This window comes from Microbispora sp. NPDC088329 (assembly GCF_040685655.1).
GTDB lineage: Bacteria > Actinomycetota > Actinomycetes > Streptosporangiales > Streptosporangiaceae > Microbispora.
In genome coordinates, this window is the sequence record NZ_JBFBIP010000021.1 from 129,976 (window position 1) to 155,443 (window position 25,468).

25 protein-coding genes are annotated in these 25,468 nt (G+C 68.5%); 7 read left to right on the forward strand and 18 right to left on the reverse strand.

Features of this window, described 5'->3' with window-relative positions:
• Nucleotides 1–32: 32 nt before the first annotated feature.
• The 3 genes from AB0O28_RS31275 to AB0O28_RS31285 form a co-directional block, all read right to left on the reverse strand.
• Nucleotides 33–1,640, reverse strand: coding sequence for a tryptophan halogenase family protein (locus AB0O28_RS31275; RefSeq protein ID WP_363646183.1), 1,608 nt, complete (start codon nt 1,638–1,640; stop codon nt 33–35).
• Nucleotides 1,641–1,740: 100 nt separating this feature from the next.
• A complete protein-coding gene (locus AB0O28_RS31280) occupies nt 1,741–2,463 on the reverse strand; it encodes a tryptophan 2,3-dioxygenase family protein (RefSeq protein WP_363646151.1) in 723 nt (240 codons plus the stop codon).
• Between the two features lie 97 nt (nt 2,464–2,560).
• Nucleotides 2,561–4,183 (reverse strand): AMP-binding protein, encoded by a 1,623-nt coding sequence (locus AB0O28_RS31285; RefSeq protein WP_363646152.1) that lies wholly within the window; start codon nt 4,181–4,183, stop codon nt 2,561–2,563.
• 152 nt (nt 4,184–4,335) lie between these two features.
• Between AB0O28_RS31285 and AB0O28_RS31290 the strand changes: the two genes are divergently transcribed.
• The 7 genes from AB0O28_RS31290 (at nt 4,336) to AB0O28_RS31320 (ending at nt 11,461) form a co-directional block, all read left to right on the forward strand.
• Nucleotides 4,336–5,070 (forward strand): alpha/beta fold hydrolase, encoded by a 735-nt coding sequence (locus AB0O28_RS31290; protein ID WP_363646153.1) that lies wholly within the window; start codon nt 4,336–4,338, stop codon nt 5,068–5,070.
• A complete protein-coding gene (locus AB0O28_RS31295) occupies nt 5,067–5,813 on the forward strand; it encodes an SDR family oxidoreductase (protein WP_363646154.1) in 747 nt (248 codons plus the stop codon). Before AB0O28_RS31290 ends, AB0O28_RS31295 begins: the two co-directional genes overlap by 4 nt.
• 52 nt (nt 5,814–5,865) lie before the next feature.
• The gene (locus tag AB0O28_RS31300; RefSeq protein ID WP_363646155.1) at nt 5,866–7,107 is read left to right on the forward strand and encodes a pyridoxal phosphate-dependent aminotransferase; all 1,242 of its coding nucleotides are present in this window, start codon (nt 5,866–5,868) and stop codon (nt 7,105–7,107) included.
• Between the two features lie 121 nt (nt 7,108–7,228).
• A complete protein-coding gene (locus AB0O28_RS31305; RefSeq protein WP_363646156.1) occupies nt 7,229–8,800 on the forward strand; it encodes a tryptophan halogenase family protein in 1,572 nt (523 codons plus the stop codon).
• A gap of 97 nt (nt 8,801–8,897) precedes the next feature.
• A complete protein-coding gene (locus tag AB0O28_RS31310; RefSeq protein WP_363646157.1) occupies nt 8,898–9,398 on the forward strand; it encodes a flavin reductase family protein in 501 nt (166 codons plus the stop codon).
• A gap of 64 nt (nt 9,399–9,462) precedes the next feature.
• Nucleotides 9,463–10,158 (forward strand): helix-turn-helix domain-containing protein, encoded by a 696-nt coding sequence (locus AB0O28_RS31315; RefSeq protein ID WP_363646158.1) that lies wholly within the window; start codon nt 9,463–9,465, stop codon nt 10,156–10,158.
• A 91-nt stretch (nt 10,159–10,249) separates the two neighbouring features.
• The gene (locus AB0O28_RS31320; RefSeq protein WP_363646159.1) at nt 10,250–11,461 is read left to right on the forward strand and encodes a cytochrome P450; all 1,212 of its coding nucleotides are present in this window, start codon (nt 10,250–10,252) and stop codon (nt 11,459–11,461) included.
• Between the two features lie 138 nt (nt 11,462–11,599).
• On the opposite strand, the gene AB0O28_RS31325 is transcribed toward AB0O28_RS31320, so the two are convergent.
• The 15 genes from AB0O28_RS31325 to AB0O28_RS31395 all read right to left on the reverse strand — a co-directional run bounded on the left by AB0O28_RS31325 (nt 11,600) and on the right by AB0O28_RS31395 (nt 25,457).
• Nucleotides 11,600–13,381: a non-ribosomal peptide synthetase gene (locus tag AB0O28_RS31325; RefSeq protein WP_363646160.1), complete on the reverse strand. Its 1,782-nt coding sequence runs from the start codon at nt 13,379–13,381 to the stop codon at nt 11,600–11,602.
• A gap of 134 nt (nt 13,382–13,515) precedes the next feature.
• Nucleotides 13,516–14,016, reverse strand: a complete 501-nt coding sequence (locus tag AB0O28_RS31330) for a winged helix-turn-helix domain-containing protein (RefSeq protein ID WP_363646161.1) — start codon at nt 14,014–14,016, stop codon at nt 13,516–13,518.
• Nucleotides 14,017–14,166: 150 nt separating this feature from the next.
• Nucleotides 14,167–15,525, reverse strand: a complete 1,359-nt coding sequence (locus AB0O28_RS31335) for a cation:proton antiporter (protein ID WP_363646184.1) — start codon at nt 15,523–15,525, stop codon at nt 14,167–14,169.
• 5 nt (nt 15,526–15,530) lie between these two features.
• On the reverse strand, nt 15,531–15,683 hold the full coding sequence (locus AB0O28_RS31340) for a hypothetical protein (RefSeq protein ID WP_363646162.1): 153 nt from the start codon (nt 15,681–15,683) through the stop codon (nt 15,531–15,533).
• On the reverse strand, nt 15,680–15,907 hold the full coding sequence (locus AB0O28_RS31345) for an MbtH family NRPS accessory protein (protein ID WP_363646163.1): 228 nt from the start codon (nt 15,905–15,907) through the stop codon (nt 15,680–15,682). The genes AB0O28_RS31340 and AB0O28_RS31345 overlap by 4 nt, the downstream gene beginning before the upstream one ends.
• Before the next feature lie 97 nt (nt 15,908–16,004).
• Complete coding sequence (locus AB0O28_RS31350; RefSeq protein WP_363646164.1) at nt 16,005–17,768, reverse strand: fatty acyl-AMP ligase; 1,764 nt, start codon at nt 17,766–17,768, stop codon at nt 16,005–16,007.
• Nucleotides 17,765–20,491: an aminotransferase class III-fold pyridoxal phosphate-dependent enzyme gene (locus AB0O28_RS31355; RefSeq protein ID WP_363646165.1), complete on the reverse strand. Its 2,727-nt coding sequence runs from the start codon at nt 20,489–20,491 to the stop codon at nt 17,765–17,767. Before AB0O28_RS31355 ends, AB0O28_RS31350 begins: the two co-directional genes overlap by 4 nt.
• Nucleotides 20,488–20,748, reverse strand: coding sequence for an acyl carrier protein (locus AB0O28_RS31360; RefSeq protein WP_363646166.1), 261 nt, complete (start codon nt 20,746–20,748; stop codon nt 20,488–20,490). Before AB0O28_RS31360 ends, AB0O28_RS31355 begins: the two co-directional genes overlap by 4 nt.
• 76 nt (nt 20,749–20,824) lie before the next feature.
• Nucleotides 20,825–21,391, reverse strand: a complete 567-nt coding sequence (locus AB0O28_RS31365) for a 4'-phosphopantetheinyl transferase superfamily protein (protein ID WP_363646167.1) — start codon at nt 21,389–21,391, stop codon at nt 20,825–20,827.
• A gap of 10 nt (nt 21,392–21,401) precedes the next feature.
• Entirely contained in the window at nt 21,402–21,656 is a 255-nt protein-coding gene (locus AB0O28_RS31370; RefSeq protein WP_363646168.1) for a phosphopantetheine-binding protein, read from the reverse strand.
• Nucleotides 21,649–22,521, reverse strand: coding sequence for an alpha/beta hydrolase (locus tag AB0O28_RS31375; protein ID WP_363646169.1), 873 nt, complete (start codon nt 22,519–22,521; stop codon nt 21,649–21,651). Before AB0O28_RS31375 ends, AB0O28_RS31370 begins: the two co-directional genes overlap by 8 nt.
• A 5-nt stretch (nt 22,522–22,526) precedes the next feature.
• Nucleotides 22,527–23,510: a nitronate monooxygenase gene (locus tag AB0O28_RS31380; protein WP_363646170.1), complete on the reverse strand. Its 984-nt coding sequence runs from the start codon at nt 23,508–23,510 to the stop codon at nt 22,527–22,529.
• Nucleotides 23,510–24,337, reverse strand: coding sequence for an aminoacyl--tRNA ligase-related protein (locus AB0O28_RS31385; RefSeq protein ID WP_363646171.1), 828 nt, complete (start codon nt 24,335–24,337; stop codon nt 23,510–23,512). The genes AB0O28_RS31380 and AB0O28_RS31385 overlap by 1 nt, the downstream gene beginning before the upstream one ends.
• Entirely contained in the window at nt 24,334–24,579 is a 246-nt protein-coding gene (locus AB0O28_RS31390) for an acyl carrier protein (protein ID WP_363646172.1), read from the reverse strand. Before AB0O28_RS31390 ends, AB0O28_RS31385 begins: the two co-directional genes overlap by 4 nt.
• A complete protein-coding gene (locus AB0O28_RS31395; protein ID WP_363646173.1) occupies nt 24,576–25,457 on the reverse strand; it encodes a diiron oxygenase in 882 nt (293 codons plus the stop codon). The genes AB0O28_RS31390 and AB0O28_RS31395 overlap by 4 nt, the downstream gene beginning before the upstream one ends.
• Nucleotides 25,458–25,468 lie beyond the last annotated feature (11 nt).

The following is a 25,468-nucleotide window of genomic DNA, read 5'->3' on the forward strand; positions in this document are numbered from 1 at the left end:
GGCACGCGCGGCGTGATCCCGGATCGGGACCCCTAGGCGTTGGCGCGCATGTGGGCGAAGTACTCGTTCTGCGTGGGAAGCTCCTGAACGAGCTTTTCCGCCTTCACGCGAATGCGCTGGAACTCGGCCAGCGCCGCCCTTTCATCGGCCATGTCGAGCGCCGGGGAATAGCGGGGCGTTATCGCGCCGGTGCCCAGCAGAACGCAGTTGTACGAGTACGGGGGAAGCCCGTGGTAGTGCGGGAAGATCGTCTCCGAGTCGGGCACCTTGTGCTTCCAGATCTCGATGCGCTCGGCCAGCGCGTCGGGGATCGTGCGTGTCTTGGTGTCCTTCCAGTACTGCGTGTCCGAGCGCTTCGCGCCGACATAGTGGAGACAGAGGAACTCGCGGACGCCGTCCATGACGTTCGCCACCGAACGGTTGTACAGCTCCCGCTGCACGTCGTCCCCGCGGCCGGAGGGGAAGTATTTGACGATCTGCTCGATGGCGTGGTGGATGAAGAAGATGCCGGTCGACTCCAGCGGCTCGACGAAACCGCTCGCCAGACCGACCGCGACGCAGTTGTTCACCCACGAACGGCGGCTGCGGCCGATGCGCATCCGGATGTGGTTGGCCTCGACGTCCGCGGCCGCGGGGCCGACAAAGTCGCGGAGCGTGCGCTCCGCCTCCTCGGGCGTGATGTAGTCGCTGGAGTAGACGTAACCGGTGCCGATGCGGCTGATCAGCGGAATCGTCCAGATCCAGCCCGCGTCCTGAGCCGTCGCCGTGGTGCACGGCCGCAGCGGCTCACGATCCATGTCCAGCGGCACCTGCAGGGCGACCGCGCTGTTGTTGGGCAGCGTGTCCTGGTAGGACACGAACGGCTCGCCGAGCGCCTTGTTCAGCAGCAGTCCGCGGAAACCCGTGCAGTCGACGAACAGGTCGCCCTCGAGGTCGCCGTGCTCGGCGGTCCGCACGTGCGAGATCCAGCCGTGCTCGTCGAGGGCGACGTCCACGACGTTGTCGAGGATGTGGCGGACGCCGCGCTGGGTGGCGTATCCCGTCAGGAACTTCGCCAGCAGGTGCGCCTCGAAGTGGTAGGCGTACGGGATCTGGGCTCCCTGGTACTCCGCGATCGTCGACCGCGGCGTGGTCTCGTCATGCTCTCTCTCGACGAACCCCTGATCGAGCAACGTTCCGTCGAGGTACCGGGGGGAGCGCTGGGCGTCGATCACCGACGCCATCACGAAGCAGTCCTTGTCGAAGCGGCTCGTCGTCGGATTGCGCAGCCACCAGTCGCTGAGCGGAAACCCGTCGACCGATCCCATCTTCTCGAACGGGTGATAGAAGTAATGGCCCGGCTCTCGCCAGTTCTCGAACCGGACGGCAAGCTTGTACGTGGCGTTGCAGGCCGGCATCCAGTCGGACTCGGCCAGCCGCAGATATTCGAAGAAATGCCGGATGTCGCTGAACGTCGCCTCACCGACCCCGATGGTGCTGATCTGAGCCGACTCCACGACCGTCACGTCGATCCGCTCGCCGAAGGCGGCCATCAGGTACGACGCCGTCATCCAGCCGGCCGTGCCACCGCCGACGATGACGACTCGCTTCGTCTTTCCTGGATCACCCGCTTTATTGCCTGCGGCGCCGTTGACAGTCATCACTGCGTTCTCCTTTGGACCAGTAATTCACTTGACGGAATTCGGGTAGCCCATGTCGGATCAGGCCGTTCGCACTGCGCGCCGTGCGCTCGCCGGCGCCTCACTCGTGATTCGGAAAAAGCTCGGGAAACAACGTCCGCTCGGCCGATCGCCACAGATACGCGGCACCCGACGACCCGGCCGTGCCCTGCGCGGCGCCGAGGAACTGCTCCGCCAGCGCGGCGTGCCGCTCCCGCCACGAACGCACCGACTTGTCGAAGCCCGCCAGCGCGTCGTGTATCCGCTCGGCCGGCGACGAGTCCACGGGGGCCCCGTCCGCACCGGCACGGGCCCGGTCGCGATACTCCGCGAAGACGCTGGACAAGGACGGCTGTTCGAGGCGCTCGAGCAACCTGGCCCGCTCACCCTCGGACAGCCCGGTGATGTTGAGGAACCGCGCGTCTTTGGCCCCGCAAGCGAACTCGATTTCGCGGTACTGGGCGGACTGGAATCCGCTCGACGTCCCGAGCGTCGCCCGGATCTCGTCGAATGACTGGGGAGTCAACGTGGCAAGAACGTCAAAATGGTCGGTGATCACCCGCATGATGTGCGGCAGCCGCTCGAGATGCTCGGCCGCCGCGGCCCCCTGCTCCTGGAGCATCGCCTCACGCGCGGCGTCCAGATGACGGAGAACGACCGCGAACCAGATCTCACACGCCTGGTGTGCCGCGAAGAACAGCGTGCGGTCGGCCTCGTCGCGCACGCAGGCGATGGCGAGGAGTTCGTCCAGCCGGAGAATTTCCCCGTACGCCGGAAAGTTTTTGGTCTCTGCCGCATCAATCATCCCGTGAACTTCCCCTCACATCCCTCACGCCGGACAATCGACAACGCCGAATCGGAGCCTGGTGCCACCCACGGCGGTTCGGCGGGAATCAGTGCGCTCACTGAAACTGCGGCAGCTTGCCCTCGCGCAGGGACTTTTTGTCGATCTTGCCCACCGGAGTGCGGGGAAGGTCGGGGACGACGACGAGCTCGTCCGGCAGCTTGTACGACGCCAGGCCGCGGTCGCGGATGTGCTCTCTGATCGCGCGCAGCGAGAGCGGCACCGCCGCGGCGTCCGCGTCGGCGCTGAGGACGACGAACACGAGCAGACGCTCGTCGAGTTCGTCGTCGGGGATGCCGACCACCGCGGCGTCCCGGACCAGCGGGTGGGTCAGCACGTGGCCTTCCACCTCCTCGGCCGAGACCTTCTCCCCCAGGTGGTGGATGATGTCCTTCAGCCGGCCCTCGATGACGACGTTGCCGTCCTCGGTCATCCGCGCCAGGTCGCCGCTGCGGTAGAAACCGTCCGGGGTGAACGAGCGGCGGTTGTGGTCCGGCGCGGCGAAATAGCCCCGGATCGTGTACGGGCCGCGGGTGAGGAGCTCGCCGGTCTCGCCGAGGGGGACGTCCTTGTCGTCCTCGTCGACGATCCTTATCTCGTCGTCCGGCGACAGGGGCCTGCCCTCGGTGGTGAAGACGATCTCCGGGGGATCGTCCAGCCGCGTATGGGTGATCAGTCCCTCGCCGATGCCGTACACGTTCGCGAGGCGGCACCCCAGGCTCTCGGTGATCCGGGCCGCCGCGGCGGGCCCGACCTTCGAGCTGCCCACCTGTATGATCACGCGGCTCATGTCGACCGGGGTGATCTGCGCCGCCTCCGCCCACAGCAGGGCCAGCGCGGGCACCAGCGTCGTGAGTGTGACACCCTCCCGCTCGATCAGCGGGAACACGTGGTCGGGGCTGGGATTGGCGGCCAGCACGGCCTTGCCGCCGACGAGCAGCGCGCCCAGCACTCCGGGACAGCCCAGTGCGGCGTTGTGCGGCACGGGATTCGCGGCGAGATAGACGCCGCTGTCGTCGAAAGCGACCACGCGGGCGCACTCGAGGATGTTGTACGCGTAGTCGTCATGGGTCCGGGGAATCAGCTTGGGCGTACCGGTGGTTCCGCCGGACAGCAGCAGCAGCGCCACTTCGGACGCGTCGACCGGCGGCAGTTCCCGTACGCCGGAGCGGGCGATCTCGGACAGCGGCGTGAACTCCTCCGCCTCGCCCGCGATCACGACGTGCCGCAGATCGGGCGCGTCGCGGCGAACCTCGCGGGCGAGCTTCCGATAGTCGAACCCCTGGAACCGGGCCGGGCCGACGTAGGCCACGGCATCCGAAGAGCGCGCAAGGTGGAGGATCTCGTCACGGCGATGACCGGGCAGCGCCATCACCGGGATCGCGCCGATGCTGAACAGGGCGAAGGTGGTGGAAAGGAATTCGATCACGTTGGGCAGGTGCACCACCACCCGGTCGCGGGGGCCGATACCGAGGTCGAGCAGGCCCGACGCGATCCGGCCCGCCTCCTCGACCAGCTCCGCGTAACGGATACGGCGTGTCACGTCCACCGCGGCGACCTTGTCGGGGTGGCGCCCTGCGCTGTCGGCGAGAAGCTGCCCGAGAGATATACCTTTCCAGTAGCCGGCACGGCGGTAGCGATCGGCGAGGTCGGGTGGCCACGGCACGAACCCGTCCAGCATGTGTCCTCCTTGGTTGCGACGCCATCAGATTCGGGCAAGAGCCCCGCAGCCGCACCGAGCCCCGACAGAGCTTTGAAAGTTTTGCGTGAGTAGGCCGAGTTTCGGTGACGCTCGGTGGCGTGAACCGAGTACGAACACGTGGCCGAAGTTGGATGCGGGCCCTCAACAGCGTGGAGTGCCCGGCTGATCGGTTGGTCTGCTTCCCATATTCCGGTGGTACGGCGGCGGCCTATCGCGCCTGGTCGCCGGCGATGCCCGAGGACACCGAGTTGCTCGCCGTGCAGTATCCGGGTCAGGCCGACCGGATCGTCGAGGCACCCGCGAGCAGCATCACCGAGATGGCATCGGCCGTCGCCGCGGAACTGTCGCAGCTGGGTCCGGCTCGCTGCGCCTTGTTCGGGCACAGCTTGGGCGCACTGGTCGCCTACGAGACCGCCAAAGTGCTGCGGGACCTCGGACAACCTGTGCATTGCCTCTTCGTTTCCGGCACGCCCGCGCCGTGGCAGGCCCGCGGCGAGCTCAACCATCGGGTCGGCGACGAGGAACTGTGGTCCGCCCTGCGGGATCTGGGCGGAATCGCGCCGGACGTCGCGGATGATCCCGAGCTTCGGGAGCTGCTGCTCCCGGTTCTCCGGTCGTACATCGCGCTCAGCGAGACCTACCGGCCGGCGCCGCACACCGAGCCGCTGACCTGCCAGGTGCGCGGTTACTACAACACCGAGGATCCGCTGGTGAACGGTGCGGAGTTCGGGGCGTGGGCCGCGGTGAGCAGCGGCCGGTTCAGCGTGCGGACCTGGCCGGGCGGACACTTCCAGTCTCTCGCGGACCCGGACGAGCTGATCGCCGACGTCGTCTCGACTCTCGCGGAAAGCGAAGTGCTGCGATGACTCTTACCGGAAAGTCGGTCGTGATCACCGGCGCGGCCACCGGAATCGGCCGCGGGATCACGGAATGCGTGCTGAAGTCGGGCGCCAACGTCACGATCGTCGGGCGCCGCGAGGAACCCCTGCGCGACCTCGCGGACCGCTACGGGCCGGCCGTCACGGTCGTGGCCACGGACGTCTGTGCTCCCGGCGCCGCCGAGCAGATCGTCGCCGCCGCGACCGAGAGCTTCGGCAGGCTCGACGCGGTGGTCAACAACGCCGGCCTGGCCCGGTTCGGGCGGCTCGAATCGATCGACCCCGCGCTGTTCGACGCGATGTTCGCCGTCAACGTCCGCGCGCCGGCCGAACTGACCCGATGCGCGCTGCCGCAACTGCGGGCCAACCGTGGCAGCGTGGTCAACATCTCGTCGGTCGGCGGGGCGCTGTCCATGCCGGGACGTGCCTTCTACGGTGCGACCAAGGCGGCGCTCAACAGCCTCACTCGTTCGCTGGCCAGGGAACTCGCACCGGACGTACGGGTGAACGCCATCATGCCGGGCCCGGTGGAGACGCCGATGTGGAACGAGACCGGCCTGGACGAGGCGGGCACCCGGCGGCTGCGCGCCGATCTGCTCTCGTCGACTCCGATGGGCCGGTTCGGCGACGAGTCGGAGATCGGCCGATGGGTGTGCGTGCTGCTCGATCCGGAGGTGTCGGCCTGGATCACCGGTGCGCTGATCCCCGTCGACGGTGGCCGTACGGCATGACGAATCACGCGGGTCTGGAGAACGGTTCACTGAGGAAGAGGGCGGTAAGAGCGTGAGCGCAGAAATGTTGTCCGTCGCCGGAAGCATTCCATCGTCGTGTCTGCTGCGCATTTTCCACGCGGCGGAGGCGATCGCGAAAGACGGCGTCGACGTGGTGAAGCTGCACGTCGGCGACCCGTATTTCAATCCGGCCGACAACGTCGCCGAGGCGTTCATCGACGCCGTGCGGCGCGGCGACACCAAGTACACCGGCGTGGAGGGCCTGCCCGCGCTGCGCGAGGCGCTGGTGGAGAAACTCCGCGTGGACAACGGGGTGGACAGCGCGGTGTCGCGGGTGCTGATCTCACCGGGTTCGTGTCAGGGCCTGGCCTCCCTGTTGCAGTCCCTCGCCGAGCCCGGCGCCGAGATCCTTCTGCCGGAACTGCACTGGCCGGTCCATCTGCAGCAGAGTCTGCTGGCGGGTTTCACGCCGGTGCTGTACCCGCTCAGGGCCGATTTCCGGCCCGACCCCGAGATGATCGAGGCCGTCGCCACGCCGCGCACCCGGGTGCTGCTGATCAACTCGCCGGCGAACCCGACCGGGGTCGTCCTGAACGCCGACGAGATCACGGCCCTGCTGGACCTGGCCCGCCGGCGGGGCTGGCAGGTCATCAGCGATGAGGCCTACGAGCATTTCTGCTACGAGAGCGAGCACATCTCGGTCGCCTCGTTCGAACGCGACGTGCCGGTCGACGACCGTATCGTGCACAGCGTCTTCACCTTCTCCAAGAGCTTCGCGATGACCGGTTACCGGCTGGGCTACGTCGCGCTGGCCAACGACCGGGCCGCCGACGTCATGAAGGTGGTGCAGGAGGCCAACATCATCGGCACGTCCACGCCGGTGCAGTACGCGGGGATCGCCGCGGTGGACAGCCGGTCGGAAGCGGCGGCGACCAACCGCAAGCTGGTGCAGCGCAACCGGGACGTGGCGCTGCCGCCGTTGGTGCGGGCCGGTCTGCTGCGCGAGCTGCCCGCCGGCGGGTGGTACGCGATGCTGGACGTGGGCCGCACCGGGCTCGACGCCGAGACGTTCGCGATGCGGCTGCTGGAGCGCACGGGTGTCGCGGTCGTGGCGGGAAACGGGTTCGCCATGCGTCCCGACGTCGACGATCGGGGCCGTATCCGTTCCCACGACTATGCGCCCTGGGCACGGCATCTGATCCGTATCGCGTTCTGCGTGGACCCGGCGTGGCTCGAGACCGGGGTGCAGCGGCTCCTGGAGTTCGTCGACGAATGCGGCGGCGGGCTCGATTGAGCCGGGTGAGCCGAAGACGGCGGCGCGCGGGTTCCTTTCCAGATCTTTTCCCCCGCATGGCGGGGATGGCGAACGGCCGGAATCGTTGAAGTCGGGTCACTCCGACAGAAGTGAGGGAGCAATGGTCAAGAGTGTGGTCATCGTCGGAGGTGGGACCGCGGGCTGGATGACCGCGTCCTATCTGAAGGCGGCGTTCGGCGACCGGATCTCAGTCACACTCGTCGAGTCCAAGAATGTGCCCACGATCGGTGTCGGCGAGGCTACCTTCAGCACGATCCGCCACTTCTTCGCTTATCTCGGTCTCGACGAGACCGACTGGATGGTGGACTGTCACGCCACCTACAAACTGGGGATCCGCTACGAGAACTGGCGGGCCAAGGGGCACTACTTCTACCATCCTTTCGAGCGCGCACGGGTGGTGGAGGGCGTGTCCCTCGCCGACTGGTGGCTGCACAAGCGCCCGAGCGAGGACTACGACAGGGACTGCTCCGTGATCGCCGCGCTCTGCGAGGCCGGGCGCGCGCCGAGATCCCTTGAGGGGAACCTGTTCGAGCGGGGCTTCCTCGACCAGGAGGACGAGACGTCGGTCCGCTCCACGATGGCCGAGCAGACCACGCAGTTCCCCTACGCGTACCAGTTCGACACGGTGCTGCTCGCCAAGTTCCTCACCCGGTACGGCACCGATCGCGGAGTCCGGCACGTGCTGGACGATGTGGTCGAGGCCGGAGTGGATGAGCGCGGTCACATCACGCACGTGCGCACGAAGGAAAGCGGCGACCTGTCCGGCGATCTCTACATCGACTGCACGGGCTTCCGCGGGCTGCTGATCAACCAGAGGCTCGGCGTGCCTTTCCTGTCCTACCAGGACACCCTGCCGAACAACAGCGCGGTCGCGCTGCGGGTGCCGCTGGACATGGCCAATCACGAGTTCGGCCCGTACACCAAGGCGACCGCGCAGGACGCGGGCTGGATCTGGACGATCCCGCTGTTCGGCCGGATCGGCACCGGTTACGTCTACGCCAGCGACTACTGCACCCCGGAGGAGGCCGAGCGCACGCTCCGCGAGTTCGTGGGGCCCGAAGCGGACGACCTGGCGGCCAACCACATCAAGATGCGGGTCGGCCGCACCGAGAACTCCTGGGTGAACAACTGCGTGGCGATCGGCCTGTCCAGCGGCTTCGTCGAGCCGCTCGAGTCGACGGGAATCTTCTTCATCCAGAACGCGATCGAGCAGCTGGTGAAGCATTGGCCCGGCGGCCAGGACGACGACATGTTGCGCAAGTCCTACAACCGGCAAGTGGCCAACGTCATGGACGGCGTGCGCGAGTTCCTCGTGCTGCACTACGTCGGCGCCAGGCGCAACGACAACGACTACTGGCGGGACGCCAAGACCCACAGGGTTCCGGACGCCCTGGCCGAGCGCATCGAGCAGTGGCGGGTGAAGCTCCCCGACGAAAACACGATCTTCCCCCACTACCACGGGTTCGAGTCCTACTCCTACATCGCGATGATCCTGGGCCTCGGCGGTCTGCAGGTGCGCCCGCAGGCCGGCCTGGCGATGATGGACGACGTCGCCGCGAACAAGGAGCTGCGGCTCATCCGGGACGAGGCCAAATCACTGGTCGAACGGCTTCCCAGCCACTACGAGTACCTGGCGCACCTCCACGCCCTGCGAGGGACGCGTTCGTCATGACCTGTGCGGCCCAGCGAGGAGGTAGGAGCCCATGCCGGAACCCGTAACCGCCACAGTCCCGCGAACGCCGGTCGACCCGGCGCAGTTCCGTTCCCTCATGACGACGTATCCGGCCGGGGTCGCGATCGTGACCACCGCGGCGCCGGACGGCGAGCCGTGGGGGATGACCTGCTCATCGATCTGCAGCGTCTCGCTGCGCCCGCCGACGCTGCTGGTGTGCCTGCGCGCGGAGAGTCCGACGCTGGCGGCCCTGCTCCAGCGGTCGGCGTTCGCCGTCAACCTCCTGCACGATCGGGCCGAGGCGGTGGCGAAACTGTTCGCCTCCGGCGAAGCGGACCGGTTCGAGAAGGTCGAATGGGTGCGGGAACCGGAGTCCGCGATACCGCTCCTGGTCGAAGACGCCCATACGATCGCGCAGTGCCAGGTCAGCGACACGATGCCGGTCGGTGACCACATCGTGGTCTTCGGGGAGGTGGTCTGCGTGGCGACGCCCGCGATCCAGCCACCGGCCCCGCTGCTGTACGGGATGCGCCGCTACTGGTCTCTGGGGGCCGACTCCGGCAGCCGTGAGACCGAGAACGAGGATGTGCGGAAGTAGGCGGCCCAGGGCCGGAACGTGAGATTCACCGGCCCGGTCGCCTCGTCAGTGGAATGCCTCGGTGGTGTCCGCCACCGAGGCATTTCCCTTGGGGGAAAAAGCCGTGCGCGTCGCGCGTCCAGGTCTTGCCGATTTCTTTCTCTTGCCTTTCTCCCGGGGCGGCGACGCCACAGGCTTGACATCAGACGATTCCGAACGCCGATTGGAGCTGACGATGAGCGGCGATCTGTTGAACGTCGAGGACGGTAAGCGTGCGGAACCCGCGCGGCCGGCCGGCCCGAAGGCGCGGATCCCGGACTGCCCGCTGGCCCGCACGGTCGAGACCGTTGGCCACTGGTGGACTCTGGAGATCCTGCACGAGGTCTTCAACGGCCACACCCGCTTCGAGGCGATCCACCGCAACCTGGGGACGCCCGCCGACGTGCTGCTGGATCGAATCGCCCAGCTGATGGCGAAGGGCCTTCTCGAGACCGAGGTCGGCGCCGCGGATCCCGAGGATCGGACCTACCGGCTCACCGATCTCGGCCGTTCCCTGCGGCCGCTCATTCTGGTGATGGCGGCGTGGGGAAACCATCGGCTGCCCCCGGAGGACCGCAGTCTCGTCCTGGTCGACAAGGAGACGGGCGTGGCGGTGGATCCGGTCGTGGTGGACGGGCTGACCGGCCGGCGGATCGACACGGCCGATCACGTCTTCGCCCGCGGTCCCAAGGCCAGCGAGATGATCATCGCCCGCTATCCGGAGATTCCGGGGCAGCGGTGACGCGCGGCCGCCGGGCCCACCACGGCGGAACGGCGGAAAGGAACAGGTAAGAGTTGGCGATGCGCGTGGACTCGCCTGTAACCATGGAAAAATGAGTCAGCCCGCTCTCGATGTCCGTTCCCTGGATCTCACCGACCCGGCCACATTCGTTGAGAACGACGTCCACGAGTTTTTCCGGGCAGTGCGCGCGGAACGTCCCGTCTACTGGCACGAGCCCGTCGGCCGGAAACCCGGATTCTGGGTGGTGTCGCGATACTCCGACGTCCAGTCGCTGTTCCACCACGAGGCCCTGAGCTCCGCCCGGGGAAACGTCCTCGACGTCGTCCTGCGCGGCGACGACTCCGCCGGCGGGAGCATGCTGGCGGTGACCGACAACCCGCGTCATCGGCACCTGCGGGGCGTCATGTGGAGCGCGTTCACCCCACGGGTCCTCGGCGAGGTCGTCGAGAAGATCCGGCAGCGCACCACCGAACTGGTGTCCGCGGTCGTCGGCCGGGACACGTTCGATTTCGCCGCCGAGGTCGCCGAGAAGATTCCGATGAACACGATCTGCGACCTGCTGTCCATCCCGCAGGCGGACCGCGGCGACCTGTTGCGGTGGAACAAGATGGCGCTGTCGTCCGACCACGCCGGCAGCAGTGAGCTCGACGCCCTCAGCGCCCGCAACGAGATAGTTCTCTATTTCATGGACCTGGCGCAGGAACGGCGGAGCAATCCTCGCGGCGACGTCATCAGCATGCTCGCGACCGCGGAGGTCGAAGGCCGTCCGCTCACCGTCGAGGAGCTCGCCGTCAATTGCTACAGCCTCATTCTCGGCGGTGACGAGACCTCCCGGGTATCGGCGATCTGCGCGGTGCTGGCTCTGATCGACAACCCCGATCAATGGCACGCCCTGCGGAACGGCGAGGTCTCCTTCGAGCCGGCGGTGGAGGAGGTTCTCCGCTGGGCGACGCCGGGGACCCACCTGGCTCGTACCGCGACTCAGGACATCGAACTGCACGGAACCACGGTGCGCGGCGGCGACATCGTCACCTTGTGGAACATCTCCGCCAACAACGACGAGACCGTCTTCGCCGAACCACGGAAGTTCATCCTGTCCCGCTCCCCCAACAAGCACCTGGCGTTCGGCCGCGGCCCGCACTACTGCCTGGGCGCCTTCCTCGCCCGAGCGGAGCTGCAGGCGCTGCTGAGCGCTCTGGTGGCCGGCGTCGCGCGGATGGAGCTGCGCGGGACACCCCGCCCCATCTACTCGAACTTCGTCGTCGGCTACGACAGCCTGCCGGTTCACTTCGAGGGCCGCTGACGCGAACCGCCCGGTGCCCCCTGTGGTCACGGGCGTAGGCCGTATCGCACGGACTCCGCGATCCGGTGCGGCGCCTACGCCCGTGACCCTTCACACGCACCCGCCGCGGGGAGTCGGGGGGTGCGAGGTCCGCCGGGCTCAGACCTTCTCGGCCTGCTCCATGAGCTGTGCCAGCTCGGCCAGGGTCTCGGCCGCGAACAACGACCGCATCGGCACGACCACGCCGAGCTCCTTGCGCATCCGGCTGGCCAGTTTCGCGGCGAGCACCGAGTGGCCGCCCAGATCGAAGAAATTGTCCTGCGGAGTGACTTCGCTGACCTTCAGCGTCTCCATCACCATGCCGCACAGTATTCGCTCGTAGGACTTCGCGCCGTCCGCGCCGTCGGCGACGGGCGCCGGCACCGCGGGCGTGTCGGCCGCGCCGCGCGATGCCCGCTCGGCGAGCGCCTTACGATCGATCTTCCCGTTCGGCAGCGTCGGGATCTGTTCGAGCACGACGACGGCCGACGGGACCATGTGCTCGGGAAGCGTGCGGCGGGCGTGCTCGCGCAACTGCGCCTCGTCGACGACGTGACGTGCCGATGTCTGCACGTAGGCGACGATGTGCTGAGTGGAGACGTCCTCACCGCCGACGACCGCGACGGCGATCTCCACCGCGGGGTGACTTTCCAGCCGCGCCTCCACCTCGCCGAGCTCGACGCGGAACCCACGCACCTTCACCTGGTTGTCGGCTCGCCCGGTGAAGTAGAGCTCGCCGTCGGCCGCGCGCCTGCCGCGGTCGCCCGATCGGTACATCCTGCTCCCGGGAGGGCCGTACGGATCGGCGACGAACCGCGCCGCGGTCAGGCCGGGACGGTTCAGGTAGCCGCGGGCCACTCCGGATCCCGCCAGGTACAGTTCGCCCTCCCGGCCGTCGCGGAGGTCGCGCAGGCGTTCGTCGAGCACGTACACCGCGCCGCCGTCCCACGGCGTCCCGATGGTCACCTCCTCCTGGACGCCCTCGATCGGCCCGCCGATCGACGCGCCCACGGTCACCTCGGTGGGTCCGTAGGCGTTGTAGAGGCGCCTGCCCTTGGACCACTCCTCGGCCAGGGACCTGGTGCAGACGTCGCCGGTGGAGGTGATCGTGCCGCCGGGCAGCAGTCCCTCGCTCTCAGTGATCCCCAGCGCCACGGGCGGCAGGACCGCGTGGTTGACGTCGTGCTTCAGCAGGGTCTCGCGCAGCGACTCCCCCGGCAACAGCGCGTCCTGCTCGGCCATCACGAGTGCCGCGCCGTTCAGCAGCGCCAGCGTGAAGTCCCAGAACCACGCGTCGAAACTGAAGGACGCCCACTGCAGCACGCGGTCGCCGGGACCGGTCCCGTACAGCCTCACCTGGGTCGCGACCAGGTCCGCCACCCCGGTGTGGCTCACCGCGACGCCCTTGGGGACGCCGGTCGAGCCGGAGGTGTAGATGACGTACATCAGGTGCGCGGGCGTCAACGGCGCCAGGCGTTCGCCCGCGGAGACGTTCTCGCCGCGTTCCCGCTCGCACGTGGCCACGAAGGACGGGTCGTCGACCACCATCTCGGGCACGTCCAGGCGGAGCGAGGCGACGCTTTCCGTCCGCAGCAGCAGGACCGGCCGCGCGTCCTCGGCCATGTGCGTCAGCCGCTCGGCCGGATAGGCCGGGTCCAGCGGCAGGTACGCACCGCCCGCCTTGAGCACGGCGAGCACCGCGACGATGAGCTCGATCGATCGCGGCACCGCCACGGCGACCAGCGCGTCCGGACCCACACCGGCCGCGATCAGCCGCCTGGCCAGTCTGTTCGCCCTCGCGTTCAACTCCGAGTAGCTGACGACGGTCTCGCCGAAAATGACCGACGGAGCCTCACCCGACTTGGCAACCCTGGCTTCGAAGAATTCCGATACCGTATTCAACGCCGCCCCGCCTCCGACTCAAAATAACCGCATGATCGATGCAGAATGTAATTCGCGGACATGAGGGCCCGCGACATTCTTTCCCTTGTCTTTCGTACCGGTGCGATCGGCCGCCGGCGTCGCCGGGACACGACCTAGATGGGTTCGACGACGAAACCGCGTCCCCAGACGTTCCGCACCGCGAGCCCGACGAGTTGCAGACGCCGCCGTAAACGCATGACGTGCAGGTCGATCGCGTTACTGGACGAGCTGGCGCCGGAGCGTTCGAGAATCTCCCGCAACTCGGTTCGGTAGACCAGCTGGCAGTAGCGGGAGATCAGCGGTGCCAGGATTTCGCACTGCGTCATGGAGAGTGTGACGGACGCGTCCCTGAAATAGAGGATCCCCGCCGGGTCCAACACGGGCTTCTCATTGAGGACTGCCCGGTTGGCCAGCTGACGGACCCGGGCCTGGAGATCCTCGGGGACGATGGGAGGACGCACCCAGTCTTCATAGAGGCTCACCTGCTCCGGCGGAGGCGCGCCGTGCTCGACTATCAGAAGACAGAGATGCTGCAGGGCCTTGCATTCCTCGCGGATGTCGCTCTCCGCGGGCCAGCGGACGAATTTGACGCGATTCTTTACATCTACCTTCACAGGTAATCCCTTTGCTCCGGCGAGATCGAGAAATAGGCGTCTCACGGCAGCCGGCGGGAATCTATCTCGCTCCCCTGCCGTCGTCTGTCACAAATCCCTTCATAAGTCCATCCGTTCGCAGTGATAGGTCGCCTGCCGTCCTCGTGACCCCTACGTCCTGGCGGTGCCGGCGCGGCTCCCGGTCCTGGGCGCCCGAACGCCGCCGTCGTCGCCCCGGGTGTGTTTCAGCGACCAGCGCACCAAAGGGCCGGTGGTCGCGGTTGTGATCACCGCGACGAGGACGAGGATGGTGTACGCCAACTGGTTGATCAGGTGAGCCTGATATCCGATGGTCAGCACCACCAGCTCGGTGACCCCGCGGCAGTTCATCAGGAATCCGAGTCGCAACGCGTCTCTCGGCGGCATTCCGGCCAGCCGGACGGCTCCGCCCGCGCCGGCCACCTTGCCCACCACGGCCGCCACGAGCGCCGCCACCAGCACCAGCCAGACGAGCGGGTCCGTACCCAGCAGCCCCACCGAGATCTTCAGGCCGACGCCGGCGAAGAACAGGGGCAGCAGGATGGTGAGGGTGAAGCCCTCCAGTTGCTGGCCGACGCGCTCCACGGCCAGCGAGTCACGCGGGACCGCGACGCCGAACAGGAAGGCGCCGACGACCGCGTGCAGCTGGACGGACTGGGTGAGCACGGCGTAGCCGATCGCTCCGGCGATCAGCACCACCGTCAGCGACTGGCTGGACCCCAGCCTGCTCACCAGCATCGCCAGGAGAGGACGCACGCACAGAGCGGTGACGAGCACCAGTGCCGCCGCGAGCAGCAGAACCCGCAGTCCTTGGCTGGTCCCGCCCTGCCCCGCGAGCAGGAACGCCAGGGTCAGCCAGGCGACACCGTCGCCGATCGCGGCGGCGGACATCGACAACGCGCCGACGCTCGTCTTCTCCAGTTTCAAGTCGGCCAGGATCCTCGCCAGCACGGGCAGCGCCGTCACCGCCATCGCCAGCCCGACGAACAGCATCGTCTCCGTCGGCGTCGCACTCGTGCCGGCCAGCAGATCACCGCTGGCGAGCACGATTCCCATGCCAGCCGCGAACGGAAGGGCCATGCCGCCGACCACCACGGCGGCGACCATGCCCTTGCGCTCGATCCGATCGGTGCGCAGTTCGCAGCCCAGCAGGAAGACGAAGACGACGAGACCGAGCTGCGCCACTTTGTCCAGCCCCTCGATCACCGAGGGCTGGAACAGGAACGCGCCTCCCTCCGGCCACACCGCGCCGAGCAGGGACGGGCCCAGCAGCAGCCCTCCCACCATCTCGCCGAACACCGGCGGCTGGTGGAACCTGCGGGCCAGCGCGGCGAGCGCCTGGCAGGTCACCAGGATCACCGCGACCGCGATGAAGAAGTGGGTGAGGGAATCGACGGTGCGCGCTTCTGACGCGGTCCACAGGGGCACCGTTCCCACGATCACCGCGAGCCCCGCGCTCACCCCGATCGCCGTCCGGGTCCGGTGCGACATGATGATCACGGCAGCACTCCCGAGCGCCTCAGCGACACCGTGGTGGCGTCGCCCGTGGTGGCATCGGCCCGGGCGGCGGAGGCGGCCCCCATCCATGAGGCACTCGTCCCGCCGCCGGGGATCGCCACCCGATACGGCGGCTCACTACCGATGCTCACGCCGGCCCGCCGCCGTTCGCGGACATGGCGTCCCGCAGGCTCTTCGGCCGCATGTCCGTCCACGACCTGTCGATGTGGCCGAGGACCTCGTCGCGGGCCGCCGGGCCGTACACGACCCGCCAGCCGGCCGGGACGTCGATGTCCTGTGGCCAGAGCGAGTACTGCTCCTCGTCGTTGATCAGTGCCAGATAGTCCCGGCCATCGTCCTCGAATGGGTCGGACATGCGTGCGACTCCTCAGCGAGCAGAGACTTTTCCGAACGTTCCGAGAATGGACAGCAGCAGACGGCCCACATCCTCATCGGATGTCGGCCGCGCGACGCTATGAGAGTTGGGGCTGGGGTTCACCGGGACGCTGGGGTTCACCGGGACGCTGCGGCGTCCGGGCGTCGGCCCCGGACGGCGACCACCCCTCGACGAACAGCTTGCGCGCCTTCGACCGTTGCAGCTTCCCGCTGGTCGTCTTGGGGATGCTCCGCTTCGGCACCAGGTGGACCGCGGCGGGAGACACACCGGTCCGGGAGCTGACGGCGGCGTAGACGGACCGGCGCAGCGCTTCGTGCTGCTCGCCCTCGAGCTCCGTCTCCACGATCAGGTGGAGTTCCTCGGAGTCGCCGCCGTCGGGGCGATATCCGACCGCGACGACGGCGCTGAGGCGAACGCCGGGCACGGTCTCCGCGGCCTGCTCGAAATCGGACGGGAAGTAGTTGGCGCCACGGATGATGATCACGTCCTTGGCCCGCCCGGTGATCCGCAGGCTGCCGTTCCGCAGATAGCCGAGGTCGCCGGTCTTCCACCAGTCGGGCGAATCCATCGACGCGGCGGTCACCTCCGGGAGATCGAAGTATCCGGCCGTGCGCGACGGTCCGCGGAACTGGATGTGACCGATCCGGTTCTCGCCCAGGGGCTTGCCGTCGCCGTCCACGACGCGCACCTCGGTGCCGGCGACCGGCGTACCGCAGTCGACAATCTGCAGCGCACCGGAGGTGTCCGGGGCGACGTCGACCGCGAGGCCGTCGGTGGCGGCGATCTCCCTGTCGATGGTGTCGAACAGCAGCGGATCCTCCGGCCGCGTCGAGGTGATGGCGAGCGCGGCCTCGGCCATGCCGTATCCGGGCAGGAAGGCCGTCGCGGGAAGGCCCCACTGCGTGAAGCGGTCGACGAACCGCTGCACGGTGGCGGGGTGGATGGGCTCCGCCCCGCAGAGCGCCAGCCGCCAGGACGACAGATCCACGCCCTCGAGATCCTCGTCGCGTACCCGGGTGGTGCAGTAGCCGTAGGCGAAGTTCGGCGCCGCCGCCACGGTGCCGCGGTGGGTGCTCATGTGCCGTAACCACTCGACCGGCGCGCGCAGGAACCGGGTGGTCGGCATCAGCACCGCCCGCCCGCCGCGGTAGACCGGGCACAGGAGCCCCGTGATCAGACCCATGTCGTGATAGAGCGGCAGCCAGCTGACCGTGGTGTCCTTTTCCGTCCAGTCGAGGGCGCGGACGATCTGCTCGCAGTTGGCGGCCAGGTTGGCGTGCGAGACCATGACCCCCTTCGGGGTGCCCGTCGAACCGGACGTGCACTGGATCAGCGCCAGGTCGTCGCCGTCCGGCAGGCGGACGGGATGCAGCGGCGCGTCGCTCGTGGTGGCGCGCGCGTACAGCGCGTCACCGTCGACCAGCCCGGCGCCCGAGAAATCGGAGAGCGCGTCGATCACCGCTGACGTGGTGACGACCGCGGCGGGCCGCAGGTAGGCCGCGAGGTTTCGCATCTGGCTCTCGAACCCGGCGGCGCCGCCGAAGCGCAGGGGGACGGCGATCGCCGTCGGCGCGGCTCCGAGCAGCTGGGCTCCGAAGAAGGCGGTGATGAACTGCGGGCCCGTCGGCAGGCACAGCACCACCCGGTCGCCCTGGCCGACGCCGTGCTCCGCGAGGGCCGCCGCGCAGCGTGCCGCGGCCTCGAGGACGGCGTCGTACCGCAGGGCCTCCTCTGTGCCGGGTTCCGGCAGAAGCGTCACCCCCAGCCCGTCGGAGCCGCGTTCCGCCTGGGCCAGCAACGCGTGCAGAAGACTCGGGAAACGCGGGCGAAGTTCGGTCATCCGATGTGCTCCTCGATGGTGTCGGTCGATCGATCGACGATCCACGGTCGTACCGAGACGTCGTCGGAGACGATGCGGGCGGGGTGGAACCCGTGGCGGACGGCCAGATCCCTCGCGGCGAGCACGCCTGCCACGGTGAGGCCGCCATAGGACGGGCTCGGCGTCCCGGGCTCGAGGCCGAGCAGGATCGTTTCGGCCATGCAGGAGTACACGATTCCCGGCGGCAGCGAGATCCCGGGGAAAAGGGGCGTCTGCCCGCCGGGAAGCTGGATCCGTCCGCCGGACACCAAGGTGACGTTCGGCAGGCTCTCCACCGCCGGATGCACGTCACCGGGGACCGCGAGGTCGCAGACGAGGACCTTCCGGTCACCGGCGAGGTGATTGGGCAGGATCACCGGATCGGCCGCGTTGGTGGCACTGACCACGATCGGGCAGTCCCGGAGCACCTCGAGGTCTTCGGCTATCGACACGTCCGCCAGATGGCCGAGCCGGTCGGCTACCGTCTTGAGCCGCCGCGCTGAGCCGGGCCGGCCGACCAGCACCAGCGAGTCGCAGTGCGGGGCGATGAGTTCGGCCATCACCGCGCCGATGTTGCCGATGCCGCCGACGAGGCCGACGCGGCGTTCGCCGGCGTCGGACACGGCCAGCTGGAGCCGTAGGAGATCGTAAGCGCAGGCGGCGGTCAGCGAGTTGCCCGACGTCACCTTCACGTCATCCTCGACGACGTCTCTCGCGGCGCTGGTGACGATCGAGGTGTGACCCCCGAGGCCGATGGTCCCGGCGCCGAGCGAGACCCCCAGGTCGACCGCGTCGAGCACCGTCCGGCGCAGCCACGCCCCATGGCCCGACCGCAGCGCGGCGACGGCCTGGGCGGCGGTGAAGGGCGCCGCCACCATGATGAGCTCGACCTCTCCCCCGTCGGAGGTGATCCGCTGCCGGGCGACCTCGAAGGGCTCCAGTTCGCCCCACATCCGGTCGAGCGCCGCCGCGCACTGTTCGTCCGACCATTGCGCCAGCTCCGGCGCGAAGGACGACACCTTCGACGGGACGTCGATGTTGGCGAGGAACGCGACGCGGGGGACGTCCGCGCGTCTCACGCCGTGCACCGGGCGATCGCGGCGGGGCAGCGGGACATGCTGCCGAGGCCGCCACGCGCTGACCGCCGGTACGGTCAGGTGGTTCAGCAGCGTCGCGTAGTCACCCTTGGACAGCAGCCCGGCGACGTCCTCGAACGCGGCGGCGATGCGGTCCACGTCCGCCGGCTCGAGCAGCGCGGACGGCTGGATACGGACGGTTGTGGGAGCGGACAGGGTGGGCATGACCCTGATCTGGTGGGCGTGCAGCAACCGGCCCGCGATCAGGTAGCCGAGCGACTCGGAGTCGAACACCTCGCGCAGCAGGCTCGACTCGGGCTGCGGCAGGGCGAACTCGATGCCCAGGAGCAGTCCGCGTCCTCGCACCTCGACGATGGCGTCCGGCCACCGCGCGGCCGTCTCCGCGAGTCTGGTGCGCAGCAGCGTGCCCACCTCGATGATGCGGTTGCGATAGGTGAGGTAGAGGTCCAGCGCGGCCGTCGCGATGCGGGACGAGAAGTCGTCATCGGCGAAGGTGGAGGTGTGGTGGCGGCCGAACTCCGCCACGTACCGATTCTCGGCGACCAGCAGCGCCGAGATCTTGGCCAGCCCGCCTCCGAGGGACTTCGAGAACAGGTAGTAGTCCGCGACCACACCGGAGTTCTCCGAGGCGAGGAAGGTGCCGGTACGTCCCATGCCGCACTGGATCTCGTCGAACACCAGTGCCGCCTCGTGCCGGTCGGCCAGCTCACGCAGCGCGGCGAGGGTCTCGGCCGGCACCTCGTGCACCCCGGCCTCTCCCTGGATGGGTTCGACGAAACAGGCGGCCACCGGAGAGAGGTAGCGAACGGCGGAGCGCGGCACTCCCGCGGCGTCGACACTGACCGAGTAGATCGGGACGCGTTCGCAGTCGAGCGCGTGCACCACCTCCTGCGGCGTCCAGTCGTGCAGACGCACCTGCCGCGGGCCCGGCACGTGCAGGTCCTCGGGCACGTTGGCACCGTGCGTCAGCGTGCCGGCGCTGGTCGTCTTGCCGTGGAAGGCGTTGCGCAGCGAGACGAAGAGGGGATCCGTGCGCCGCATCTCGGCGATCAGGTCGAGAGCCTCGCCCAGCAGCTCCGCGCACGTGCGGCCGGCCGCGGGCCCGCCGGCGCAGGGAACGTCCGCGATGCCGTCCCGGCGTACCCGCCGGAGGGACAGCTCGACATCCTCCTGCAGTGCGGCCAGCCGCCGTCTGTGCTCGACCGTCGCGTGCTTCACCGCGGCCTCCACCGCGTCCGCGCCGGTGCTGCCGAGGGTGACCACGTAGCTCGAACCGGTCGTGGCCCCGACGATCGCCGACAGTCGTTGCGCCAGCTCGGCCGCTCCGGAGCGGACACTGGCCTGCGCGTTGAAAGGGATCTGCTCGTCGAGGCACCGCCGCGCCACCTCAAGCAGCGCCGGGTGGTTGTGCCCGAACAGCGACGAACCCGCGCCGCCGACCAGGTCCAGCACCTGGTCCCCGGTTTCGGAGTGGCCGACCCCGGCCGGCGACTCCCTGGTCAGGTGGTCGCCCTGACCGGCTCGATAGGTCACATCCAGGTTCAGCGCGCGGAAGATTCTGCCGAGCTCCGGCCGGGTGTATCGGGTGAAATCAGAGACGGCGTTCATGCGTCACCGCTTTCCGGTCCCACCGGCACCGCCAACGATGCGGTGATCTGCGCGACGGCGTCGCGCAGCGTCAGCATGGAGGCCGCCTGCTCGTCGGAGATATGGATGTCGAACAGGGACTCCATCTCGACGACCAACTCGATGGCACGGACGGAGTCGAGGCCGTAGTCCACGAGCGGGGCGTCGGGATCGAGTTCGGGTACCTGTAGTCGGCGGCAGAACAGCTCGTCGACGACCTTGAAAATATCGCGGTCCATTGCGTTCCTTTCCCCCGTTCGGGCCGTTCGGGCCTGGGCGAATGCGAACTCACAGCGACACGGCGGACCGCGCGGCTCACCGCCGTATCGCCAAGGCGAGCGAAAGGCCCGCCTCTGAGCGAACCCACACCGGAATGCGTTCGCCGCCGTATGACGCGATCAACGTGCCGTCGGACTGACTGAGCTCGATCTGCCAGAACAGAAACTCGCCCAGCGTGCCGACTCCGTTCATTGCCTTGAAAGCCGCTTCCTTGGCGGAGAACAGCTCACGCGGGGTGTACCGCGTGACCGGCGGGAGCAGCACGCGCCGCTCCCGCTCACGCAGGACGAACTCGGTCACGCGCGGACTGATGGTCGCGTTCTCGATGTCGATGCCGACCGCCTCGGCGCCGGGGACCACCGCCGCGACCGCGAGGCGGTCCGTGTGGGAGATCGAACCGGCGAACCCCCGCGGGAAGCGCGGCCTGCCGCCGGGGTCGCGGGACACGATCCGGTCGGCGGAACCGGCCGCCGCCAGCGCCGCCGCCGCCGCCCGGCGGCCGGCCGCGGACTGCTGGTGCGGTCCGTACGGCGGCCGCACCGGACGCCATTCGATCCACGCGCCCTCCGCGACCGCGGGGGGAACTTCCAGCCCGAGAGCCACCCTGTGTCCCTCAGTTGCGCAGCGCCGCGACGTACCCCGCCAGCGAGTCGATCGAGCGCAGCGCCTCCGGCTCGACGTCGTCCCGCCATTCGAAGCCGAACGCGTCCTCCATCGCCACCAGCAGACCGACGAGCGCATGGGAGGACAGCCCCGCCCTGCGAAGCGACTCGGTGTCCGACACCCTGCTGACGAAACGGTCGTTGCCCAGTAGCTCGACCAGCAGGGTACGGATACGCTGCCGTGCCTCGGCCGCCGTATCAGGCATGGGCCGCCGATTCCGATTCCTGGACGAACTTGTGGATGAGCTCCTGGAAGTACTCGGGCTCGTCGAAGAAGGGCACGTGGCCGGCCTTCGGCACGATCTCGCAGCGGCCGTTCGGGAACAGCGCGGCGAGCTCCTGGCCGCCCGTCGGGCTCAGCAGGTTGTCGTCGTCGCCGAGGACGACCAGCGTCGGCGCCTGGATGTGGGCCAGCAGCTCGGGGCTGGTGTCACCCTGCAGGGCGAGGTTGAGCCCGTTGCGGAGGTCCTCGGCGGTGGTGATCGCCAGGAAGCTCTCGCGCAGGCCCAGGAAGCCCGGGGAACCGAGTGCCTCGTTCATCTCCATGCTGATGACCTCGGGGTAGAGGTGGCCGAACAGGCCCGCCATGCCGTGGTCCTCCAGCGTCTTCAGCCATGCCCGCTGGATCTGCCTGTGGCGCCGCATTCCGACGGGACCGAGGACCGGGCCCGCCAGCACCAGGCCCTTGACGCGGTCCGGGTATCGCAGCGCCACGTCCCTGGCGAGCGCGGTGGAGATCGACGTGCCGACCAGGTAGGTCGACTCGATCTCCAGCGCGTCGAGGAGCCCGATGACATCGGCCGCGTGCTCCTCCCAGGTGGGCTCCTCGTCGTGGTGCGAGGAGGCGCCGTGGTTGCACATGTCGTAGCTCACGACGCGGTAGTTCCGGACGAGTTCCTCGGAGAAGACCCGCCACGAGGGGGCGCTCATGAAGAAGTTGTTGAGGAGCGTGATCGCGGTGCCCTCGCCGCGGGATTCGTAGTAGAGCTCGACGCCGTCCCTGGTGGGGATGCGCGGCGTGTCCTCGTGGTAGTCCAGCTCAAGCCGATGCAAGGCCTCGTAGTTCGGCATTGGTTCTATCCTTTCCCTGGTGTGGCAACTTCGGCGCCCGGAAGGACGCGGGCGAATTCCGCGACGACGTCGGCCGCCGGGATCTCGGTGGAGACGGCACCGCAGGACAGGCCGCAGTACATGGCCATCTCCTCGATCCGGCCGCTGGTCGCATCTGTCGGCACCGCGGCGCTGAACCTCGGCACCAGATACGTCTTCCCTTCCACCGTCGTCCGGCCGATGAAGTTCTTGGCCTGCTTGGGGTCTCTGGTGACGTCCGTCGCGAGCACGCGGTGCCGTCGCCCCGGCCACCCGATCTCGTAGACGTCGGAGATCACCGTGTCGGTCCCGGCGGCGGCGGTCACCGCGGCCTTGAAGTACGGGTGGGCCCGCGACTCGTGTGCGACGACGAAGGCGGTGCCGAGCAGCACCCCGTCGGCTCCGGCGGCGACCGCCCGGGCGGCGTCGCCGGGCGATCCGATCCCGCCGGCGGCGGCGATGCAGGCGTCGGGCAGGCGCTCGCGCAGCGCTCCGACCAGCTCGTCACGGCCCGAGTCACCGAGGAGATGGCCGCCCGCCTCGATGCCCTGCGCCACCACCACGGCGCCCCGTTCGGCCGCGTGGACACCATCGGCCACGGTGCCGATCTGGACCACGAGGCGACGGCCCGCCGCGGCGATCCGGTCGAACACCTCGTCGCCGGGCATCCCGAACAGCGACAGGTACACGTACGGCGGCGTCTCGTCGAGCACCTGCGCTATCTGCCGGTCGAGCTCCTCGGGCCCGACCACCTCCGGGATCAGGTTCACGCCGACGGGACGGTCGGTCCCCTCGGTCAACCGGCGGAGCGCGGCCGACAGCGCGTCGCCGGCCAGTTTGTAGCCGCCAAGACAGCCGGCCGCGCCGGCGTTGGACACCGCGCACGCCAGCTCCGGACCCGCGACACCGCCCATGCCCGACTGCAGCAGGCTCACCTCGACGCCGAGCGCGGCTGCCACCGTGGAACGCATCAGCCCAGACTCTCGACCGCGGACAGCGCGGCGGCGGCGCTGCCGAACCGCTCCGTCAGCGTGTGCACCCACCGCTCCAGGCCGAAGGCGAGACAGGAGGTGTGCGCCGTGTCGTCGCCGGCCTGGATGGAGCACCGCTCGCCGAAGAAGTTCCGGTGGTAGTTGACCGAGCCGATCGCCAAGCCGTTGACGACGAACTCCTCCTTCACCGGGAACAGCCGCTGCATCTTCGCCTTGCTGCTGTTCTTGTCGAAGAACGGATCGGTGGCGACGTCGAGGTGGACATCCAGCCCGAGTTCGGCGCACAGGGCCTTCACGGCGTCCTTGGCGCGGAGCAGGTGCTGTTTGGCACGGTCTTCGGGCCCGATGCAGACGATCTCCCGCATGGTGAAGCCCAGCAGGCGCTGCAGTCCCTCGTAGTGGTCCTCGTTGCGGAAGCACGTGGCGACCGTGGTCCGCATCGTTCCGTCGGCGGGCAGCGTCGACCCGGCGAGATCCAGATAGATCGCGTAGCACGCCGCGGACGGCAACGCGAACGCGGTGGGCTCCATCACCTCGGCCGGCATCCGGTCCACCGGCCGGGGCGACTCGGACAGCAGCGTCCCGAGGCGCTGCGGATCGAGCCGGGTGGCGGCGAGACCCAGATGCGGGAAGTTGTCGTAGTAATCGAAGGTGTCGAGGTCCCGGCACCGGATCAGGTGCGGGTACCGGAACTCGGGAACGTCCCAGCCGTCGGCCAGGCGCAGGAACACCCCGTCGATCGCCCGCAGCAGACGCAGCTGGCTGCCGTCGAGGACGCTCAACCCGTTGTCGGTTGCCGTGGTCATAGTGATGCCTTCTGCTTGAAGAACCGCGCTTGGATCGCGGCGAGGGTGCGGAAGTCGTCCAGGTCGAGCTCTTCCGGATCGATCGGCTCGCCGGTCAGCTCCTCCAGCAGGAAGATGAACTCGACGAAGGCGAGCGAGTTGATCGCCCGGCTGTCGATCAGGTCCAGGTCGTCCGGCACCTCGCCGAGCTTGGGGTTGCGGCCGAGGATGAACGCGCGTACCGCCTGCATCGGCTCGGTCATCGCTTGATCACATCCCTGCCCACGCCGGCCTTGGTCAGGAACGACCTGGTCCGCTTCAGAATCCGGTCGTGCGCCTCGATGCGGGCGGGGTGCTCCAGCGCACGCCGCCGCAGCGCCAGCGCGTCGGGGATGCCGGCGTCGCGGTAGGCGGCGGGGTTGTAGAGGGTGCCGATGCTGTACTGCAGGTAGTTCTCGAGGTACTCGGCGACCAGCGGCACCTCGGCCGGGTCGCGCTTGGCCACCTGGCCGAGCAGGTTGGTGAAGATCATGCGGCCGAAGGCGACATGCCTGCTCTCGTCCTGGTGGTGCACCCGGTTGATCTCGCGGGCGATGTGCGGCAGCGTCTGATCGGTCGCCATGTACGCGTTGTAGTGGTCGACGATCTCCTCGAAGATCAGGATGCGCGCGAACACGATCATCTCGCGGGCCACCGGCGAGAGATGGTCCACCGAATCGGCCTTCAGCGTCGGCTGCGCGGGATACAGCTTGCCGCCGTAGCGCAGGCAGAACTGCGCGAAGAACCACATGTGCTCGTTTTCCTCACCGATGAAGTGGTGCAGGAACTCCGAGACGTTCGCGTAGGTCCGCTCGTGGATGCGCATCACGACTTCGCTCATCAGCTCGCGAATGCCGTGGATGTTGAGGCTGAAGAAGTTGATCGCCTCGTATTTGGTCAGCGCGATCTGCTGCTCGCGAGTCAGCTCGTCCCACATCGGCGTGCCCGCCAGCGTGGTCAGGTTTTCGCTCATCCACGGCTTGTCGGGCTCGATCGCGTCGGGCCAGTCGAACATCGTGTACGGGTTGTAATAGCCGGACTCGGCCATCTGCTCCAGCCGATCCAGCTCCAGCAGGATCGGTTCGATGTCACGTACCGCCATTTTCACTCATC

Excerpts from the sequence above, each read along its gene's own strand:
- AB0O28_RS31275 (WP_363646183.1), bottom strand. The coding sequence starts at position 1,640 with ATGACTGTCAACGGCGCCGCAGGCAATAAAGCGGGTGATCCAGGAAAG.
- AB0O28_RS31280 (WP_363646151.1), bottom strand. The coding sequence starts at position 2,463 with ATGATTGATGCGGCAGAGACCAAAAACTTTCCGGCGTACGGGGAAATT.
- AB0O28_RS31285 (WP_363646152.1), bottom strand. The coding sequence starts at position 4,183 with ATGCTGGACGGGTTCGTGCCGTGGCCACCCGACCTCGCCGATCGCTAC.
- AB0O28_RS31290 (WP_363646153.1), top strand. The coding sequence starts at position 4,336 with ATGCGGGCCCTCAACAGCGTGGAGTGCCCGGCTGATCGGTTGGTCTGC.
- AB0O28_RS31295 (WP_363646154.1), top strand. The coding sequence starts at position 5,067 with ATGACTCTTACCGGAAAGTCGGTCGTGATCACCGGCGCGGCCACCGGA.
- AB0O28_RS31305 (WP_363646156.1), top strand. The coding sequence starts at position 7,229 with ATGGTCAAGAGTGTGGTCATCGTCGGAGGTGGGACCGCGGGCTGGATG.
- AB0O28_RS31310 (WP_363646157.1), top strand. The coding sequence starts at position 8,898 with ATGACGACGTATCCGGCCGGGGTCGCGATCGTGACCACCGCGGCGCCG.
- AB0O28_RS31320 (WP_363646159.1), top strand. The coding sequence starts at position 10,250 with ATGAGTCAGCCCGCTCTCGATGTCCGTTCCCTGGATCTCACCGACCCG.
- AB0O28_RS31335 (WP_363646184.1), bottom strand. The coding sequence starts at position 15,525 with ATGTCGCACCGGACCCGGACGGCGATCGGGGTGAGCGCGGGGCTCGCG.
- AB0O28_RS31345 (WP_363646163.1), bottom strand. The coding sequence starts at position 15,907 with ATGTCCGACCCATTCGAGGACGATGGCCGGGACTATCTGGCACTGATC.
- AB0O28_RS31350 (WP_363646164.1), bottom strand. The coding sequence starts at position 17,768 with ATGACCGAACTTCGCCCGCGTTTCCCGAGTCTTCTGCACGCGTTGCTG.
- AB0O28_RS31355 (WP_363646165.1), bottom strand. The coding sequence starts at position 20,491 with ATGAACGCCGTCTCTGATTTCACCCGATACACCCGGCCGGAGCTCGGC.
- AB0O28_RS31360 (WP_363646166.1), bottom strand. The coding sequence starts at position 20,748 with ATGGACCGCGATATTTTCAAGGTCGTCGACGAGCTGTTCTGCCGCCGA.
- AB0O28_RS31370 (WP_363646168.1), bottom strand. The coding sequence starts at position 21,656 with ATGCCTGATACGGCGGCCGAGGCACGGCAGCGTATCCGTACCCTGCTG.
- AB0O28_RS31375 (WP_363646169.1), bottom strand. The coding sequence starts at position 22,521 with ATGCCGAACTACGAGGCCTTGCATCGGCTTGAGCTGGACTACCACGAG.
- AB0O28_RS31380 (WP_363646170.1), bottom strand. The coding sequence starts at position 23,510 with ATGCGTTCCACGGTGGCAGCCGCGCTCGGCGTCGAGGTGAGCCTGCTG.
- AB0O28_RS31385 (WP_363646171.1), bottom strand. The coding sequence starts at position 24,337 with ATGACCACGGCAACCGACAACGGGTTGAGCGTCCTCGACGGCAGCCAG.
- AB0O28_RS31390 (WP_363646172.1), bottom strand. The coding sequence starts at position 24,579 with ATGACCGAGCCGATGCAGGCGGTACGCGCGTTCATCCTCGGCCGCAAC.
- AB0O28_RS31395 (WP_363646173.1), bottom strand. The coding sequence starts at position 25,457 with ATGGCGGTACGTGACATCGAACCGATCCTGCTGGAGCTGGATCGGCTG.